The sequence below is a fragment of the Microbacterium neimengense genome (assembly GCF_054782995.1).
On the sequence record NZ_BAAGRK010000003.1, the window covers coordinates 403,535 to 419,920 of the forward strand.

Here is a 16,386-nt window from a genome sequence, read left to right on the forward strand (position 1 = left end):
CTCACATCCTAGATCGGGTATACGACCTCAGGACTCGACCGGGTAACCCGCGGCGATCCACTCGCCCGTGCCGCCGTCGACGTTCGTGACCTCGTACCCGCGGGCTTCGAGCGCCTGCACGACGCGCGCCGAGCGGCCGCCCATCTGGCAGATGACGTCGAAGGGCCCCTCGGGCAGGCGGTCGAGGTTGTCGCCGATGGTCGACAGGGGAACGTTGACCGCGCCGGGGACGTGGCCGGAGGCGAACTCCTCCACCTCTCGCACATCGATGAGAGGAACGCCCTCGCGCTCGCGCAGCTGCTGCACCGTGATCGAATTCATGTCACCAGGCTAGACCGCAGACACGAAGCGCCCGTCCAGGGGACAGGCGCTTGTGTCGATGCCGCTTACTTCTTGTTGCGGCGCTGGTGGCGAGTCTTGCGAAGCAGCTTGCGGTGCTTCTTCTTCGCCATGCGCTTGCGGCGCTTCTTGATGACAGAACCCACGGAAAACCTCACTGGTTGGCGGTCTGGGCGCAGGATGACCTGCTCCCGGGAACGAGGCACCGAAAAAATGCCTCGGATAAGTCTAGCCGACGTCGGCGATCGGCCGCTGCACGGCCTCTGTGACGGCGGATTCGGGCACCCGATAACTGCGCCCGAAACGCACGGCGGGCAATTCGCCCGCGTGCACGAGACGGTACACCGTCATCTTCGACACGCGCATGATCTGCGCGACTTCGGCGACGGTGAGAAAGCGCACGTCGGGCAACTCGGCCATGTCCCATCCTCCCCGGGTTCAGCACACTCTAGGGCGACGCATACACGCGTGTAAACCGGAGTGACCCGTGTGACGGGTGTGGTGGTCGTCAGCGACCGCGCTTGCCGAACGCCGCCACGACCGCACGGTTGACGGATGCGGCCGCGCGTCCCACGGCTGCAGCCGCATTCGCTGCCGGTTCCGGCAGCGTCGAGACGAACGCGGCCGTCGCATCCTCGTCCTCGGTGAGGAACGGCATGAGCCACGCATCGATCTCGTCGAGCGGCTCGCGGGAGAGGCTGTAATACCGGTGCTGACCCTCTTCGCGCACCGAGACGAGGTCGCTCTCGCGGAGCACCTTGAGGTGCTTCGAGACCGTCGGCTGGCTCACGCCCAGCTCGCTCACGATGTGCGAGACGCTCGTGCCGTCTTCTCCGGATGCCGAACGATCCAGCAGAAGACGCAGGATGTCGCGCCGGGTCGCGTCCGCGATCACGCCGAAGATGTCCGCCATGCGCCTTAGGTTAGTCGGGCTCCGAGCGGAGTACCATGACACGCGTTCCGGTCGCTGACCGCTCCGCATCTTCGAAGGGTCCCACGGATGACGTCCGACTCCGCGAGTTCGGCGACGCGGCGTCGGCTCAGCGCCGCGTGGGAGCGCATCAGCGATGCGGCCAAGACCTTCACGACCTCGTCGCCGGCGCGCTTCGCGGTCCTGATCTTCTCAGGCCTGATCCTGCTGTTCACGGCGCTCCTGTCGCTGCCCGCGATGGCGGCGGACGGCCGGGTCACCCCGCTCGCGGACGCCCTGTTCACCGCCGTGTCCACCATCTGTGTCACCGGTCTGTCGACGGTCAACATGGGCTCGCACTGGTCGCCGCTCGGGCAGGTCGTGATCTACATCGGCGTCAACGTCGGCGCCCTCGGCGTCCTGACCCTCGCCTCGATCCTCGGGCTCATCATCTCCCGCAGGCTGGGACTGCGGGCGAAGCTCATCGCCGCCGGCGACAGCAATCCCATGCGCGTGCACGGGGGGCCCGTGAACGAGGGTCAGACCGTACGCCTCGGCGAGGTCGGTGCTCTGCTTCGCACCGTCGCCCTCTCCACGCTCGTCATCGAGGCGGGCCTCGCCATCCTGCTCTACCCGTCGCTGCTCGCCGGCGGAGTGGATCCGGTCACGGCGCTCTGGGAGGCGCCCTACTTCGCCGCGATGTCGTTCACGAACACCGGCTTCACCCCCAACGCCGACGGTCTCGCGCCGTTCTCGCACGACTACCTGTTCATGACGGTGCTGATGATCGGCGTGTTCCTGGGGTCCATCGGCTTCCCGGTGATCTTCACCCTGTGGCGGCATCAGTGGCACGTGCGCCACTGGTCGCTGCACACCAAGCTCACCCTCATCACGACCGTCATCCTGTTCTTCGCCGGCGCCGTCGTCTTCGTGAGCCTGGAGTACGACAACCCGCTGACCTTCGGCGGGATGGATGCGTGGGATACGACCTTCCAGTCGTTCTTCCTGTCCGCGATGACACGCTCGGGCGGCTTCTCCGTGGTGGAGATCGGCGATCTGCACGGTTCCTCGCTGCTGGTCGGCTCCATGCTCATGTTCGTGGGCGGCGGATCGGCGTCGACGGCGGGCGGCATCAAGGTCACGACGCTCGCGGTGCTCGCGCTCAGCGTCTGGTCGGAGGCCAAGGGACGCCCGTCGGTGCAGGCGTTCGGCCGCCGCATCCCGAGCGACGTGCAGCGCGTCGCTCTCTCGGTCGTGGCGTGGGGCGCGACGATCGTCGCGATCTCCACGATCACCATCGCCCAGATCACGAAGGCGGATGTGGACAAGGTGCTGTTCGATGTCGTGTCGGGCTTCGCCACGGTCGGGCTGTCGACGGGACTCACCAGCGAGCTGCCGGACCCGGCGGTGTATGTGCTGGCCGCCACGATGTTCATGGGTCGCGTCGGCACCGTGACCCTGGCGGCGGCGGTGGCCGCATCCTCCCGCTCCCAGCTCTATTCGCTGCCGGTCGAGCGCCCGATCGTCGGCTGAACGGCGCTGCTCATCCCTTCGGATGACGCGCTCCGACGAAGGGTCGAAACCGCTTTGGACGCCTTCTTCTCGCGCTTGCCGGTCGCCTAGCGTGAGGGCATGTCGAAGCTGCTTCCGCACCTGCTCCTGCCGATCGTCGCCGCCGTGGCGTTCGGCGTGTGGCTCGCCAGGGAGAGCCCCCGGCTCCTCACCTACTCCGTACCGATGCGGGACGAGACGTTCACGACGAGCCCCTTTGCGCTGGCGTGCGCCGTCGGCCTCGCGCTCGCACTCGCGCTGACGCGGTGGCGCCCGTCATGGAGCCTGACGCTGATCGGCCTGATCCTCGCCGCACAGCTCTTCTTCTGGCCGGCGCGCTTCAGCCAGACGGCATGGACGGCCTACCTGATGCTGCTGCCCGTCGCCTCCGCGGTGGCGTCACGCGCCGTCGAACGACGCCGCCTCCTGTTGGGCGCCCTGCTCACCGAGGCTCTCATCGTCGTCGCGCTCCTGACCGTGCCCGCTCTGTCATTCTCCGGTGTGGAAGGGACGGTCCACGGCACGTCATGGCCGTCGGTCGAGGCGGCGCAGAGCACGGGCTGGTGGTGCGCGCTGACGCTCGCGGCGACCGCCGCGCTCTGGCGTGCGGGAAGCCACCGCCGGCGGCACGTGTGGGTGCCGCAGCCCGCGTCGGCTCCTGACATTCACGACGAGGGGCTCGAATCCCTCTCGGCGCGCGAACGCGAGGTGTTCCGGCTCGTCGCGCGCGGACTCACCAACAGCGCCGTCGCCGCCGAGCTCGTGGTCTCCGAAGCCACGGTCAAGTCACACCTCAGCGCCGCGCTCGCAAAGCTCGGGCTGAGCTCGCGCAGCGAGCTGATCGTCTACGCGTACGAACGAGGAGTCATCCGCCCCGGCGCGAGCTGAATCGGGATCACGGTCGATGCGGGCTGAGCGATCGCCGTAATCTGTTGCCCATGGTTGAGAAGCTCCGCAACGACGCCCCCGTGCTCGTGATCGGCCTCGGTCGCTTCGGCGCCGCCTGTGCGGGCGAGCTCGACCGGCTGGATCGCGAGGTGCTGGCGATCGACGACAACCTCGATCTGGTGCAGAAGTGGTCGGAGCGGGTCACCCACACGGTGCAGGCGGATGCACGCAACATCGAGGCGCTCACGCAGGTGGGCGCCGCCGACTTCCAGGTGGCCGTCGTCGCCGTCGGCTCGTCCATCGAGGCGTCCGTGCTGATCACCGCGAACCTCGTCGACCTGAAGGTCCCGCAGATCTGGGCGAAGGCCGTCTCGCAGTCGCACGGCAAGATCCTCGCCCGCGTCGGCGCGAACCACGTCATCTACCCCGAGCGCGAGGCCGGCGAGCGCGTCGCGCACCTCGTGAGCGGTCGGATGCTGGACTTCATCCGCTTCGACGACGACTTCGTGCTCGCGAAGATGTACCCGCCGCGCTTCATCCGCGGCGTCGGCCTCAACGAGTCCGGTGTGCGCACCAAGTACAAGGTGACGGTCGTCGGCGTGAAGAGCCCCGGCAAGCCGTTCCGCTACGCCGAGGCCAACACGGTCGTCACCAACCACGACCTCATCATCGTCTCGGGAACGAACAGCGACATCGAGCGCTTCGCCTCCCTCGACCGCTGAGTCTCAGCCGCCGGCAGCGACCTCGATGATGTCGGCGAGCGCGTCGGGCTGTGAGAGGAACGGCGAGTGACTCGTGTCGAGCCGCGGCGCGGCGGAGCCTGACCGCGCGGCCAGTGCTTCCTGGGCTGGCAGCGGGAAGATCCCGTCCTGCTCGGTGATGACGTAGGTCGTCGGCGTGTTCCGCCAGGCGACCGAGGTGACTGTGTCACGGAACGAACGCACGGCCTGCGGCAGCAGCCGGGCGCTGGCGGCGGCTGCGACGTCGGGCGCGACATCGGCGAAGAAGAGTTCACGGGGCGGGCGGAGCTCGTCACCGGCGGTCGCGAGCAGCCCGTCGACGTGCCACCAGTCGGGCTCGACCCCGCCGACCGCCGCGAGCAACGACTCTCCTTCGTCGAGCGCGAACGCCGCGACATAGACGATGTGCTGCACGTTCGGCGCGTGGGCCCCCTGCGTCACCGGGACGCCGCCGTAGGAGTGGGCGACGACCACGACAGGACCGGCAACGGCGTCGATCGCCGCACGAACCGCATCCGCGTCGTCCTGCATCCCGAGTGTCTCCTTGTGCGGCGCGTGCCCGGTGGGGAGATCGATCGCCCGCGCCTCCCACCCCCGCTCGGTCAACACGCGGATGAGCTCGTCCCAGCACCAGGCGCCGTGCCAGGCGCCGTGAACCAGGAGCAGGGTCGGTCGTACGGACATCGTCGTCTCGCTCTCTTTCGGGTCGGCGCATCACTTGACCGCGCCATGGGCGAGGCTCACGATAGGAACACCCGCGGGGACCGAGCAGTGGCGCTCGGCGAAAAGAGGTGTCGATGGGCGAAACCACCTCCGGCGTGCGCGTGCGCGGGACGACCCGGGACCTTCCGATCGGGGCGGACTACGACCACTTCTGCGACAGCATCGCCGACGTCTACGTCGGCGTGAGGCCGCGGCGCCCGCACACGGGAAGGTTCGACGCGGACTTCGCCCTGTACCGCGCAGGTCCCACCGATCTCGGCATCATCTCCACTCCGGGCGTGGACGCCCGGCGCGACCGGATGTCGATTGCGAGAGTTCCCGACGACGCCATCTTCATCAACCACAGCCTCAAGCCGTGGGGCTCGGTGCAACGCGGCCGGACCTGGGACGTCGCCGCGCGCTCCGCCACCGTGCTCGAGAACGCGTTGCCTTTCGATGTCCTGGCCGACAAGCGGCAGCGCCTCGATCTGGTGACCGTCCGCATCCCGCGAGAGGAGCTGTCGCCGCGCACGACCCGCGCGCTGGCCTCGTTGGGCGATCGGCTCGCGCGCACGCCGCTCGGGGCGCAGCTGGGTGCGCAGGTGGGCTTGTTGGCGCAGTCGGCGCGCTCAGACCTGACGCGGGTCGCCGCGACCATGAGTCGCACCGTCATCGAGATGCTCGATGCGTTCGCTGCGGCGGATCCCGCCCGCGCGGGCCGATGCGTGCCGACGCGCTGCGAGCGTACGGGCGCAGCCGACTGGGAGACCCGCGCTTGGACCTCGCCGCTGTGGCGCGCGCCTTCGGCTGCACTCCCCGCACCGTCCAGAACGTGTTCGCAAAGGACGGCGACACTTTCTCGGGGTGGCTCCGGGCGGAGCGGCTCGACCGCGCCCGCGAAGAGCTGCGCGGCGACGGCGTGCGGTCCATCGCCGCGATCGCCCGCGCCCACGGATTCGCGGATGCGGGAACGTTCCACCGCGCCTACCGCGCACGGTTCGGCACCTCTCCCGGTGCCGACCGCTGAGGATCAGCCGCCGGCGGCGAGCTCCTTCGCGCGGGCGAGGGCCGCATCCGTCGCTTCCGCGAACACGCGCTCGAGGTGCGCATCCTGCAGCACGGCGACAGCACGCTCGGTCGTCCCCTTCGGGCTCGTGACACGCCGGCGCAGCTCGGCGGGGTCCTCGCCCGTGGCATCGAGCAGCGCCGCGGCGCCGATGAAGGTCTGCTCCGCCATCAACCGCGCGGTGGCGGAGTCGAATCCCTTTCCGACCGCAGCCTCGGTGAGCTTCTCGATGAGCAGGAACACGTAAGCCGGGCCCGATCCCGAGATGGTGGACAGGGCGTCGATCTGCTCCTCCGCCACCTCGACGACGGCGCCCACAGTCTCGAACACCGCCCGCACGACGCCCATGGCGCTCTCGTCGGCGAGCGAGCCTGCAGAGACGCCCGTGACGGCCTTGCCGACCACGGCCGGCGTGTTCGGCATGGAGCGGACGACGACCGCATCCGGACCGAGGATCTGCTCGAACGTGGCGATCGTCACGCCCGCGGCGAGACTCACCACGATCGTGCCCGGACGCAGGTGCGGGCTGATCTCGGCGAGCAGATCGGGGACCATGGCGGGCTTGACGCCGATCAGCACGACGTCGGCGGATGCGGCCGCGTCGACGTTGGCCGCGGCATCGTCCTCGAGTGCGAGCGAGCGGATGCCGGGGTCGGACAGCAGCTCGGCCTTGGCGCGGCTGCGGTTGGTGACGACGACGTCACCGGCGTGCCCGGAGGCCGCGACTCCCTGGGCGATGGCGCCGCCCATGGAGCCGGCGCCGAGGATCGCGAGAGGGGGAAGCTGGCTCATTTTTCCACCCTACGACCCGGGGCGGCTTCAGGTGCCCCGGCTATCATCGAAACGGCCGGGGCCGTGATGTGCCCCCTCCTGGAGGCGTCCATGATCGAACCCACCAGCCCACTGTTCGACGGCATCACCGCCCGACAGGTGGACACCGCACGTATCTCCGCGCGCGTTCTGCTGCGCGACGGCGATCGCAGCGACACCCCCGCCGAGCGCACCGTGGTGCTCCTGCACGGCCTGTTGTCGTCGTCGCTGATCTGGCAGGAGTTCATGGAGGACCTCCCAAGCGACCTGCGCGTCGTCGCGGTCGACCTGCGCGGGTTCGGCGGCACGGAGTCGCTGCCGGTCGACGCCACCCGCGGAGTCGGCGACTTCGCGGATGACCTGCACGCCGTGCTCGACGCCCTCGAGATCCGCGCGGCGCACCTCGTCGGCACCGATCTCGGCGCATCGGTCGCGGCGCAGTACGCGCTCGACGGCCACGGCGCACTGTCGCTGACGCTGCAGGCGCCCATCTCCCCCTATGGCCTGGGCGGCACCCGCCTCGACGGCAGCCCTCTCACCGACGACGGCGCAGGAACCGGCGCCGCGACCGCGAACGCGGAGTTCGTGCGCCGGCTGACCGCGCGCGACAAGAGCGACGAGTCGCCCGCATCGCCCCGGAACGTCTTCCGCGCCGAGTTCGTCTCGGAGTCGTATCGGACGGCTCGCGAGGACGTCTGGGTCGACGCGATGCTCTCCACCTCCACCGCCGGCGGCAACTACCCGGGCGACACCGTGTCGAGCCCGAACTGGCCGGGCGCGGCATCCGGCGACCTCGGCGTGCTCAACGCCCTCGCTCCCGCCCACTTCGACCAGTCCGCGCTCGCGCACCTCGGTGCACGCACCCCGGTGCTGTGGATCCACGGCGAGCTCGATGCGATCGTGTCGGACGCCTCGTTCCTGGATCCGGCCCACCTCGGCTCGCTCGGCATCCTGCCGGACTGGCCGGGTGCGGACGAGGCGCCGAGCCAGCCCATGGTGTCGCAGACGCGTGCCGTGCTGGATGCGGATGCCGCGACCGGTGCGGACGTGCGCGAGCTCATCGTCGAAGGGGCCGGCCACCTCGTTCATCTCGAGCGTCCCGCCGCCGTGCGGCAGGCGCTGCTGGAGGTCATCGGATACATCGGGCACGCCCCGAACCCGGCACCTCCCACCGAGACGATCGTGCTCAAGTCCTCGGACTGAGCGCCGCGAGAGGGCAGACTGACCCCATGGAGTACTGCGTCTTCACGGAACCGCAAGAGGGGTTCGGCTACCGCGACCAGCTGGCCTTCGCGCAGCGCGCGGAGGAGCTCGGTTTCGATGGGTTCTTCCGCTCCGACCACTACATGCGGATGGCCCCCGGCGATCCGCTGCCCGGGCCGACGGACGCCTGGACGACCCTCGCGGGCCTCGCTCGGGAGACCTCCCGCATCCGCCTCGGCACGCTCGTCTCCTCCGTCACCTACCGCGTCCCGGGAGTGCTCGCCGTCCAGGTCGCTCAGGTCGACGACATGAGCGACGGCCGGGTGGAGCTGGGACTCGGCACCGGCTGGTTCGCCGAGGAGCATGCCGCGTACGGCATTCCGTTCCCCGAGAAGCGGTTCGGGCTGCTGGAGGAGCAGCTCGGGATCCTCACCGGGATGTGGCAGACCCCTGTGGGCGAGACATTCTCCTTCCGCGGTGAGCACTACCGGCTCGATGAGAGCCCCGCGCTCCCGAAGCCGGTGCAGGAGCGCGTGCCGGTCATCGTGGGCGGCGGCGGACCGCGGCGCACGCCGGCCATCGCGGCGCGGTACGCGAGCGAGTTCAACATCGGGTTCGCGACCGACGAGGTGATCGCGGAGAAATTCGGCACCGTGCGCGCCGCCTGCGCGAGCATCGGACGCGACCCGGGGAGCCTCAAGCTCTCGGTCGCGCTGCCGACCATCGTCGGGCGCACCGCCGCCGAACGCGAGGGGCGCGCGGCCGCGATCGGGACGGATGCGGCGGGCTTCGACAACGGAGCCAACATCATCGGCGATCCGGCCGCTGTGCTTGAGCGGGTCGAGCGGCTGCGGGCGCTGGGCGCGGATCGCGTCTACTTCCAACTCATGGACATGCGCGACCTCGAGCACCTCGACCTTCTGGGTTCCGAGGCGCTGCCGCTGCTGCCGCGGTGAGGGTGGCGACCGCGCGGGTCGCCACCCTCACCGGCTCAGCTCAACTCAGCTGCGAGAAGAAGTCCCACATGACCGCGTTCGCGTCGACGAGGTCGGTGGTGGCGCCGAGCACCGACGCGTAACCGGCCTGCGTCTCGAGCGCGCGCCCGGGCCAGGTGTGCCCCATGCCGTCGACGACGTACGAGACCACGGGCCCGCCCGCGCAGTCGGTGTACGCCGTGACGCTCACGCCCGCGGTCGGTGCCTCGACGCTCGGCTCGCCGCATCCATCGATCGCAGCCCACCGTTCGACAGCCGACTGGACGCCGTACTGCCAATAGCCCGCACCTCCGCCGTCGTAGGGGTTGATGGGGTCGGCGGTACCGGCGAAGCTCAGCACCGGAGTACCCGCGGCGGGATCGCACGTCGCGGGATCCGGCGCCCACCTGCCATCGCTCTGCTGCTGCGGCACTCCTGCGCGCAGCCCATCGACGGGTGCGATGGCGTCGAACAGGCCCGGCCGTTCGCACGCGGTCGTCGAGATCATGCGACCACCGCCTGAGTATCCCGTCGCGAACACGGTCTCCACGCAGCCCGCCGTCTTCACCCGGTCGACCAGATCGGCGAGGAAGCTCACGTCGTCGGCGCTCTCGGTCGGCGCACCGACCTCGGCGGTCGTCACGACGCCCGGCACGTTCCACGCCCAGAGGCCGTCGGCGTTGCCGGGCACCGACCCCTGCGGCACGACCAGGACGAAGCCCTCCTCGGCGGCGGTCTGTTCCAGCTCGCTGACACCCAGGATCAGATCGACGTTGTTGTTGGACCCGTGCAGCGCGAACACGGCCGCGGTCGGGTCCGCCCCGTCCGGCATGAACACGGAGACGTGGCGCTCGGCGCCCTCGAACGTGTAGTCCACGTCGGTGCGGCCGTGCTCCCACACCGGCGCACAGGACGCGGACGGCGTCGGCGCGGCTTGCGGTTCGGCATCGGCGGCGCATCCGGCGGCGGCGAGCGCGGCCACCGCCACGGCCGCCAGTGCAGCACCGCGGCGCAGTGTCGTGCGGAACTCGGACATGGAGTCTCCCTCTCCTCAGTGATGACGGAGGCCGGGGCGACAACAAAAAAGACCCGGAGCACGACGATGCATATCGTCGGTCTCCAGGTCTTGCCCGTGCGGTAACAACCCCGTACCCGTGCCTCTGCGACGAGGCCACTCGAGCGTAGCGCGCTGCGAGATCACGTCAGCGACGGGCTGTGAAGAACTCCTGGAGCTGCGAGGATGCGGCCTGCTCCGCCACGCCGCCGATGACCTCGACGCGATAGGGCAGACGGCGATCGCGCAGCAGGTCGTACATGGATCCCGCGGCTCCCGCCTTGTCGTCCCACGCGCCGAAGACGACGCGGTCGATGCGCGCCTGCAGGATCGCGCCCGCGCACATGACGCAGGGCTCGAGCGTGACCACGAGGGTGCAGCCGCTGAGGTTCCAGGACCCGGTGGCTGCGGCCGCCCGCCGCAGCGCCACGACTTCGGCGTGGGCGGTGGGGTCCCCGGTGAGTTCGCGCTCGTTGCGCCCCTCGGCGATCGTTCGCCCCTCGACGTCGAGCACGACCGCGCCGACGGGCACGTCGCCGTCGGCCGAGGCGTGCTGCGCCAGCTCCAGCGCACGCGCCATGGCAGCGTCGTCCGCGGGTCGGGTGGGCAGATTCACCCGGCCAGACTAGCTCCGCGGCCCGCATCCGCGTGACGTAATCTGGACCCATGCGCCTGCACGTCGCCGACCACCCGCTCATCACGCACAAGCTCACGGTGCTGCGCGACAAGAACACCCCCTCCCCGGTGTTCCGTCAGCTCACGGAAGAGCTGCTGACCCTCCTCGCCTACGAGGCGACGCGCAACGTGCGGGTCGAAGAGCTCGAGATCGAGACGCCGGTCACCTCGACGACGGGTGTGCGCATCTCCGAACCGCGCCCCCTGGTCGTGCCGATCCTGCGCGCCGGTCTCGGCATGCTCGACGGCATGGTGAAGCTTCTGCCCACGGCCGAGATCGGCTTCCTCGGTATGGCGCGCAACGAGGAGACCCTGCAGCCGTACACATACGCGGAGCGTCTGCCCGACGACCTCAGCGACCGCCAGTGCTTCGTGCTCGACCCGATGCTCGCCACCGGCGGGTCGCTGGGCGCGGCGATCGACTTCCTCTTCGCCCGCGGTGCGCAGGACGTCACCGCGATCTGCATCCTCGGCGCGCCGGAGGGCGTCGCGAAGATCGAGGAGCTCGTCGGCGACCGCGATGTGACCCTCGTGCTCGGCGCCCTCGACGAACGCCTGAACGAGAAGGGCTACATCGTGCCCGGTCTCGGCGACGCCGGCGACCGCCTGTACGGCACGGTCTGAGCTCGGCTCAGAGCCACTTCTTCTTCCGGAAGATCACCCACAGGGCGACCGCGAACACCCCCATGCCGCCAACGGCGAGCGGGTAGCCGTACTCCCAGTGCAGCTCGGGCATGTTCTCGAAGTTCATGCCGTAGATGCCCGCAATGAGTCCGGGCGCGAAGATGATCGCCGCCCACGACGAGATCTTCTTGATCTCGTCGTTCTGCGCGAGGTTGGCCTCGGTCTGACGGCGGGCGACGAGGGCGGAGTGCACCGTCAGCGCCTTATCGAGCAGCGCACGGAACCCATCGATGCGGTCCGCGATGCGGATGACGTGGTCGAGCACGTCACGGAGGTTGCGCTGCACCTCGAGATCGACGTCGTACTTCTCGTAGCCGCGACGCAGCCATTCCAACATCCCGGCCATCGGCTGCACGGCACGCCCGAAGCTGATGACCTCGCCGAAGAGCTCGTAGATGCGACGTGAGAGCGCGTCGTCGTCGCTGTCGCCGAAGAGCTGATCCTCGATCTCGTCGATGTCGTTCTCGATACCGGCGACGACGGGTTCGTATTCGTCGACCACACGATCGAGGATCGCGTAGAGCACGGCCTCCGGCCCCAACTCCAGCAGCTCCGGCTGGTGCTCGAGCCGCTGCCGGACGGCTGCGAGGTTCGGCGACTCGGCGTGACGGATGGTCACCACGAAGCGGGGGCCCACGAACAGGTGCAGCTCGCCGAAGTCGACGTGCTCGAGCTCGTCGTCGTAGTGGGCCGGCCGCAGCACCACGAACAGGGTGTCGCCGTAGCGTTCCACCTTGGAGCGCTGGTGTCCCTGGAGGGCGTCCTCGACCGCCAGAGGGTGCAGGCCGAATTCGCCGGCGACGCTCGCGAGTTCTGCCGGCGCGGGCCGATACATCCCGATCCAGGCGAAGCCGTCGTGGGCGTCGAGGAGTTCGTAGGTCTCGTCGAGGCTGCGCGGGGTCTCCACGCGGTGCCCCTGGACGTAGATGGCGTTGTCGATCAGGGTCATGAGGTTCTCCGGTGTTGCGGGCGCGACACGGCGCCAGAGGATGTGGTTGCGCTCTCCGCCAGGGCGCGGCCACCGGATCCCGTCTCTACCGGAGGGATGCGGCGGTGTGCGCCGTGGCGCACGAACTATCGCCGGCCATGGCCATCACCGCCTCTCGGTCTTCTCGGGTGAGCTCTCTCTCGCGCGGGACGTGCCCGCGCTCCGCCCGCTCAGCGGGCCCGGGCGATCATACCTCTCTCGGATGATCGATTCGCATCCCTCTCGCCGGGACCGGTGACAGCTCGTCCTCGCCGACCAGACGGGCGAACGCGCTCAGCCGCGCCACGCCCTCGGGGGTGCGCGGCAGGTCGTCGAGCAGATCGGGTGAGAAGACGACGTATGCGGCGAACTGCGCCCGGGAAACGGCGACATTCAGCCGGTTCTGCAGCAGCAGGAACTCCAGCCCGCGCGGGGCCTCCCGACCCGAGGACGCGGCGAGCGACACGATCGCGACGACCGCCTCCTGCCCCTGGAACTTGTCCACGGTCCCCACCCTGATGCCCGTGAGGCCCGCCGCCTCCAGCGCGCCCTCCACCTCGACCTGCTGGCCGTTGTAGGGCGTCACGACGATGATGTCTGCGGCGGTGAGCGGCCGAGCGGCGGCCCCGCCGTCGTCATGGCACGTCCAGCTGCGGCCGATCGTGTCACGGACGATGCGCACGACCTCCGCAGCCTCCTCGGGCGAGGCGACCGCGTTGCCCGCGTGCACCACCGGCATCGGGTGCACACCCGGTTCGACGCCGTCGAGCGTGCGAGTGGCCGTCACCGGGGCGGAGGCCAGCTCGCCGTCGTAGGAGAGCTCCGACACGGCACTCGCGAGCGCCGGGTGCATCCGCCACGTGTGGGAGAGGAAGTAGCCGTGGGATGCGGGCAGGACCGCCTGCCCGTCCATGACCCACCCCAGCGCGGACTCGTCGACGGGCTCGGGATGCGTGCCCTGGCTGACCTGCGGCAGCTGCTGCGGGTCACCGAGCATCAGCAGGCGGCGCGCTGCCCGGGACACGGCGATCGTGGAGGCGAGGGAGAACTGGCCGGCCTCGTCGATGACGAGCAGATCGAGACTGCGGCGGGGAACGCGGCCGGCGTGGCTGAAGTCCCACGCGGTTCCACCGACGACGAAGCCGCCCGGCCGGTCCTCGGTGAATGCCGCGAGTGCATTCTTCTCGAACACCGTGAACGACACAGCATCGGCCTGACTCGGGTCTTTGAGCGCTTTGCCGACGAGGTTCGAAGAGAGCCCCGCAGCCACGATTCGATCCAGCATGTGCTCCACGACGGCGTGGGACTGCGCGACGACGCCCACGCGGAAGCCGCGCTCGGCCACGAGGCGTGCGACGACGTGTGAGCCCACGTAGGTCTTGCCTGTGCCGGGAGGACCCTGCACGGCCAGGTAGCTGTCATCGAGGTCGACGACACTGCGCACGATGGCCGCGATGTCGTCGCCGCCCGAGGGTGTCAGTGCGTCCGCCGTGGTGCGCGGAGCGACGCGACGCAGGATGTCGGTGGCCGCGTCGAGCGGGAAGTGCGGATCAGCGTCGATCAACGCGTCCGCCCAGGCGTCGATCGCCGCCTGCTGATTGCCTGCTGCAGGGGGAGCCGCGGGCGCGAGGGCGATCGGCAGCTCCGACCAGGTCTCGCCGTCGGCGGCGAGCTCCTCTACGACGGCACCGTCATCGAGCGCCTCGACGATGCGCACCGCACGCGCCGCATGGATCCACCGCGGGGAGGCCTCGCCGAAGGGCGCCGGGGTCGCGTACACGAGGAAGGGCTGGGTGCCGACGCTCAGCCGAGTGCCCGGCGCGGGATCCCCCCGGAGCTCGAGGCGGCGACGCAGGGCACGCTGACGCCCCTGACCCGGCTGCCAGTCGTCTACGACACGCGTGCGCGTACCGTCGAGCACGACGACGTCGCGGGTGTCCTCCCACAGCGACACCGGCTCGCGGAGGCGGAGGAAGTGCGAGGCCCAGAAGGTCTTCGCCTCGCGCGGGTAGTAGTCGATCGCCGCGGCTCCGAGGCGGAGGGCCGCCGCATCCGCCTCGTCGTCGGTGACGGCCGCACGGCGCTGGAGAGCGACCGAGCGGAACGATGGCTCGTAGACGGCCTCTCCGACGACGGGATCGGCTGACGGGAAGAGCTGGGCCTCGCGTGCGCGGTCGACGAGCCAGTCGCGCAGGCGCAGCGTCGAGACGCAGTCGTCCCGGTTGTATTCGGCCAGATCATCGAGCACGCGCCGAGCCTGGTCGTCCTGCTCCGCCTCGAGCAGCGCCCGCGCCTCGACGTATCGCACGATCGAATCGTCGCCGCGCTGCACGTCGCTCGTACGGCGCTGGGCGCCCATGTACAGCGGCTCGAGCTTCTTGATGGAGTACGACCGGGACCCGACCCGCAGCGCCCTGCGGACGATCGGATACAGGTCGACAAAGACGCCGTCACGCAGCAGACGGTCGACCTCGGCCTCGCGGGTGCCGTGGCGCGCGGCCATCGCCAGCAGATGCGTCGGCTCGTACGGCGCGTAGTGGTAGATGTGCATGCCCGGATGCGCGCGCCGACGCAGATCGACGAAGTCGATGAACGTTTCGAGCGCCGCCTTCTCGTCGGCGAACGAATGCGCCCACAGCGCCGAGTACTGCTGCTCGGGATCGATCCATCCGAAGAGGTAGTCGATCCCCCAGTCGCCGGCACCCTCGGTGTACAGCGGGTCGCCCTCGAAATCGAAGAAGAGGTCGCCCGCGTCGCGTCGTGGCAGGGCGGCGAGCGCCTGCGGCAGCACGACCTCGTAGCGGGGCACGGCATCGACCGGCACCGTGCCGTCGGGTCCGGGAACGCCGGCCGGACTCTCCAATTGGAGACGGGCCTGCGTCCGCAGCGACGTGAAGACCTCGTCGCTCATGCGCTCCGGCGCCCCCGAGGCTGCCGCCAGCTCGTCGATCGTCGTGATGCCGGCGGCACGCAGACGCTCACGCTGCACGGGACGCATCCCTGCGACGAGCAGCAGGTCGCGGTGCGCGGCGACCTCCGTCTCGCACGTCGCGCAGCGCCCGCACGCCACGACACGCAGTGCCCCGCGGCTGTCCGCCCACGCCAGCGGCGCGCCGGCGGTACCCGCGGCGAGGTCGCGGTCGGCGATGAGCGCGCGCAGGCGCGCACGACGCTGCCGGTACACCGGCATGAGGTCGCGCACCCGGTGGGTGCTGACCGAGCCGTCGCCCAGCAGCAGCTCCACACGATCGGCACGAGGGACGCCCGCCGCATCCAGCTGGTCGACGTATGCCGCCAGCTGCATCAAGGCGGTGACGCGGGCGTGGCGGGCGAGTTTGGTGTCCTGCACGATCCACGCACCGTCGGCCGCACGCACCAGGAAGTCGGCGAAGCCCACGAACTCGTCGGTGCGGAAGGCCCCCTGGTAGACGACGTGAGCGCCCGGATCGGCGAGGGCGGCGGCGGTCGCGGCGACCGCATCCGTCATCGCCGCCTCATCGCCCGAGCGGGTCTCGGGGATCTCGACGACTGCGTCGCCGAACTCGTCGCGATAGCGCTGCAGCACGGCCAGTTCGTGTCGCGTGCCGAGTCTGGCCGCCCGCTCGAGCATGACGTCTTCGGGTTCGATGACCGCGGGGATGCGGCCCAGTCGCGCATCGAGCTGGCGCAACCATGCGAACTCGCACTCCGCGGCGGCCTTGAGGTCGCTCGCGCTCCACACCACGCGCCCGCTGTCGGAACCCGCAGGCTCGATGTATCGCATTCGCTCCCTTTCCTTCATCGACACTAGTTGCGGCCGCCGACAGCGCCCCGGCGACGCAAC

Annotated in this window: 17 protein-coding genes and 1 pseudogene; 8 read left to right on the forward strand and 10 right to left on the reverse strand. The window is 70.0% G+C overall.

The window, feature by feature from the left end; genetic code table 11:
• Positions 1 to 27: 27 nt before the first annotated feature.
• From ACYVJS_RS04565 to ACYVJS_RS04580, 4 genes are all read right to left on the reverse strand, one after another.
• Positions 28 to 321 carry a rhodanese-like domain-containing protein gene (locus ACYVJS_RS04565; protein WP_460738203.1) on the reverse strand — a complete coding sequence of 98 codons (294 nt, stop codon included), beginning with the start codon at positions 319 to 321 and terminating at the stop codon, positions 28 to 30.
• 65 nt (positions 322 to 386) lie between these two features.
• Positions 387 to 485 carry a 30S ribosomal protein bS22 gene (locus tag ACYVJS_RS04570; protein WP_003792170.1) on the reverse strand — a complete coding sequence of 33 codons (99 nt, stop codon included), beginning with the start codon at positions 483 to 485 and terminating at the stop codon, positions 387 to 389.
• An 82-nt stretch (positions 486 to 567) separates the two neighbouring features.
• Positions 568 to 759, reverse strand: a complete 192-nt coding sequence (locus ACYVJS_RS04575; RefSeq protein WP_137417931.1) for a helix-turn-helix domain-containing protein — start codon at positions 757 to 759, stop codon at positions 568 to 570.
• An 88-nt stretch (positions 760 to 847) separates the two neighbouring features.
• A complete protein-coding gene (locus ACYVJS_RS04580) occupies positions 848 to 1,252 on the reverse strand; it encodes an ArsR/SmtB family transcription factor (RefSeq protein ID WP_460738205.1) in 405 nt (134 codons plus the stop codon).
• An 87-nt stretch (positions 1,253 to 1,339) separates the two neighbouring features.
• On the opposite strand from ACYVJS_RS04580, the gene ACYVJS_RS04585 reads away from it, so the two are divergent.
• The 3 genes from ACYVJS_RS04585 to ACYVJS_RS04595 all read left to right on the forward strand — a co-directional run bounded on the left by ACYVJS_RS04585 (position 1,340) and on the right by ACYVJS_RS04595 (position 4,410).
• Positions 1,340 to 2,782: a TrkH family potassium uptake protein gene (locus tag ACYVJS_RS04585; RefSeq protein WP_460738207.1), complete on the forward strand. Its 1,443-nt coding sequence runs from the start codon at positions 1,340 to 1,342 to the stop codon at positions 2,780 to 2,782.
• 99 nt (positions 2,783 to 2,881) lie between these two features.
• Positions 2,882 to 3,688, forward strand: a complete 807-nt coding sequence (locus ACYVJS_RS04590; protein WP_460738209.1) for a response regulator transcription factor — start codon at positions 2,882 to 2,884, stop codon at positions 3,686 to 3,688.
• Positions 3,689 to 3,738: 50 nt separating this feature from the next.
• Positions 3,739 to 4,410 carry a potassium channel family protein gene (locus tag ACYVJS_RS04595; RefSeq protein ID WP_137417935.1) on the forward strand — a complete coding sequence of 224 codons (672 nt, stop codon included), beginning with the start codon at positions 3,739 to 3,741 and terminating at the stop codon, positions 4,408 to 4,410.
• A gap of 3 nt (positions 4,411 to 4,413) precedes the next feature.
• Here ACYVJS_RS04595 and ACYVJS_RS04600 read toward each other — a convergent pair whose 3' ends face one another.
• The gene (locus ACYVJS_RS04600) at positions 4,414 to 5,112 is read right to left on the reverse strand and encodes an alpha/beta fold hydrolase (protein WP_460738212.1); all 699 of its coding nucleotides are present in this window, start codon (positions 5,110 to 5,112) and stop codon (positions 4,414 to 4,416) included.
• A 113-nt stretch (positions 5,113 to 5,225) separates the two neighbouring features.
• Between ACYVJS_RS04600 and ACYVJS_RS04605 the strand changes: the two are divergent.
• Together ACYVJS_RS04605 and ACYVJS_RS04610 are read left to right on the forward strand one after the other, a co-directional pair.
• Positions 5,226 to 5,807 (forward strand): annotated as a pseudogene (locus tag ACYVJS_RS04605) (AraC-like ligand-binding domain-containing protein); the annotation flags it as partial.
• Between the two features lie 44 nt (positions 5,808 to 5,851).
• A complete protein-coding gene (locus ACYVJS_RS04610; RefSeq protein WP_460738214.1) occupies positions 5,852 to 6,157 on the forward strand; it encodes a helix-turn-helix transcriptional regulator in 306 nt (101 codons plus the stop codon).
• A 3-nt stretch (positions 6,158 to 6,160) separates the two neighbouring features.
• Here ACYVJS_RS04610 and proC read toward each other — a convergent pair whose 3' ends face one another.
• Positions 6,161 to 6,988 carry a pyrroline-5-carboxylate reductase gene (gene proC, locus ACYVJS_RS04615; RefSeq protein ID WP_460738216.1) on the reverse strand — a complete coding sequence of 276 codons (828 nt, stop codon included), beginning with the start codon at positions 6,986 to 6,988 and terminating at the stop codon, positions 6,161 to 6,163.
• A 90-nt stretch (positions 6,989 to 7,078) separates the two neighbouring features.
• Here proC and ACYVJS_RS04620 point away from each other — a divergent pair, with 90 nt between their 5' ends.
• Both ACYVJS_RS04620 and ACYVJS_RS04625 read left to right on the forward strand, forming a co-directional pair.
• Entirely contained in the window at positions 7,079 to 8,209 is a 1,131-nt protein-coding gene (locus ACYVJS_RS04620) for an alpha/beta hydrolase (protein ID WP_460738218.1), read from the forward strand.
• A 26-nt stretch (positions 8,210 to 8,235) separates the two neighbouring features.
• On the forward strand, positions 8,236 to 9,165 hold the full coding sequence (locus tag ACYVJS_RS04625; protein WP_460738220.1) for an LLM class F420-dependent oxidoreductase: 930 nt from the start codon (positions 8,236 to 8,238) through the stop codon (positions 9,163 to 9,165).
• A gap of 40 nt (positions 9,166 to 9,205) precedes the next feature.
• Here the strand turns inward: ACYVJS_RS04625 and ACYVJS_RS04630 are convergent, their stop codons facing one another.
• Positions 9,206 to 10,219, reverse strand: coding sequence for a CE1 family esterase (locus ACYVJS_RS04630; RefSeq protein WP_460738222.1), 1,014 nt, complete (start codon positions 10,217 to 10,219; stop codon positions 9,206 to 9,208).
• A 166-nt stretch (positions 10,220 to 10,385) separates the two neighbouring features.
• Positions 10,386 to 10,817 (reverse strand): tRNA adenosine(34) deaminase TadA, encoded by a 432-nt coding sequence (tadA, locus tag ACYVJS_RS04635; RefSeq protein WP_460739864.1) that lies wholly within the window; start codon positions 10,815 to 10,817, stop codon positions 10,386 to 10,388.
• Between the two features lie 86 nt (positions 10,818 to 10,903).
• Here tadA and upp point away from each other — a divergent pair, with 86 nt between their 5' ends.
• Positions 10,904 to 11,536: a uracil phosphoribosyltransferase gene (gene upp / locus ACYVJS_RS04640; RefSeq protein ID WP_137417940.1), complete on the forward strand. Its 633-nt coding sequence runs from the start codon at positions 10,904 to 10,906 to the stop codon at positions 11,534 to 11,536.
• 7 nt (positions 11,537 to 11,543) lie between these two features.
• On the opposite strand, the gene ACYVJS_RS04645 is transcribed toward upp, so the two are convergent.
• Entirely contained in the window at positions 11,544 to 12,545 is a 1,002-nt protein-coding gene (locus tag ACYVJS_RS04645) for a magnesium and cobalt transport protein CorA (RefSeq protein ID WP_460738224.1), read from the reverse strand.
• 226 nt (positions 12,546 to 12,771) lie between these two features.
• The gene (locus ACYVJS_RS04650) at positions 12,772 to 16,326 is read right to left on the reverse strand and encodes a TM0106 family RecB-like putative nuclease (RefSeq protein WP_460738226.1); all 3,555 of its coding nucleotides are present in this window, start codon (positions 16,324 to 16,326) and stop codon (positions 12,772 to 12,774) included.
• Positions 16,327 to 16,386 lie beyond the last annotated feature (60 nt).

Excerpts from the sequence above, each read along its gene's own strand:
- ACYVJS_RS04565 (WP_460738203.1), bottom strand. The coding sequence starts at position 321 with ATGAATTCGATCACGGTGCAGCAGCTGCGCGAGCGCGAGGGCGTTCCT.
- ACYVJS_RS04575 (WP_137417931.1), bottom strand. The coding sequence starts at position 759 with ATGGCCGAGTTGCCCGACGTGCGCTTTCTCACCGTCGCCGAAGTCGCG.
- ACYVJS_RS04580 (WP_460738205.1), bottom strand. The coding sequence starts at position 1,252 with ATGGCGGACATCTTCGGCGTGATCGCGGACGCGACCCGGCGCGACATC.
- ACYVJS_RS04585 (WP_460738207.1), top strand. The coding sequence starts at position 1,340 with ATGACGTCCGACTCCGCGAGTTCGGCGACGCGGCGTCGGCTCAGCGCC.
- ACYVJS_RS04590 (WP_460738209.1), top strand. The coding sequence starts at position 2,882 with ATGTCGAAGCTGCTTCCGCACCTGCTCCTGCCGATCGTCGCCGCCGTG.
- ACYVJS_RS04595 (WP_137417935.1), top strand. The coding sequence starts at position 3,739 with ATGGTTGAGAAGCTCCGCAACGACGCCCCCGTGCTCGTGATCGGCCTC.
- ACYVJS_RS04600 (WP_460738212.1), bottom strand. The coding sequence starts at position 5,112 with ATGTCCGTACGACCGACCCTGCTCCTGGTTCACGGCGCCTGGCACGGC.
- ACYVJS_RS04610 (WP_460738214.1), top strand. The coding sequence starts at position 5,852 with ATGCGTGCCGACGCGCTGCGAGCGTACGGGCGCAGCCGACTGGGAGAC.
- proC (WP_460738216.1), bottom strand. The coding sequence starts at position 6,988 with ATGAGCCAGCTTCCCCCTCTCGCGATCCTCGGCGCCGGCTCCATGGGC.
- ACYVJS_RS04620 (WP_460738218.1), top strand. The coding sequence starts at position 7,079 with ATGATCGAACCCACCAGCCCACTGTTCGACGGCATCACCGCCCGACAG.
- ACYVJS_RS04625 (WP_460738220.1), top strand. The coding sequence starts at position 8,236 with ATGGAGTACTGCGTCTTCACGGAACCGCAAGAGGGGTTCGGCTACCGC.
- ACYVJS_RS04630 (WP_460738222.1), bottom strand. The coding sequence starts at position 10,219 with ATGTCCGAGTTCCGCACGACACTGCGCCGCGGTGCTGCACTGGCGGCC.
- tadA (WP_460739864.1), bottom strand. The coding sequence starts at position 10,817 with ATGGCGCGTGCGCTGGAGCTGGCGCAGCACGCCTCGGCCGACGGCGAC.
- upp (WP_137417940.1), top strand. The coding sequence starts at position 10,904 with ATGCGCCTGCACGTCGCCGACCACCCGCTCATCACGCACAAGCTCACG.
- ACYVJS_RS04645 (WP_460738224.1), bottom strand. The coding sequence starts at position 12,545 with ATGACCCTGATCGACAACGCCATCTACGTCCAGGGGCACCGCGTGGAG.
- ACYVJS_RS04650 (WP_460738226.1), bottom strand. The coding sequence starts at position 16,326 with ATGCGATACATCGAGCCTGCGGGTTCCGACAGCGGGCGCGTGGTGTGG.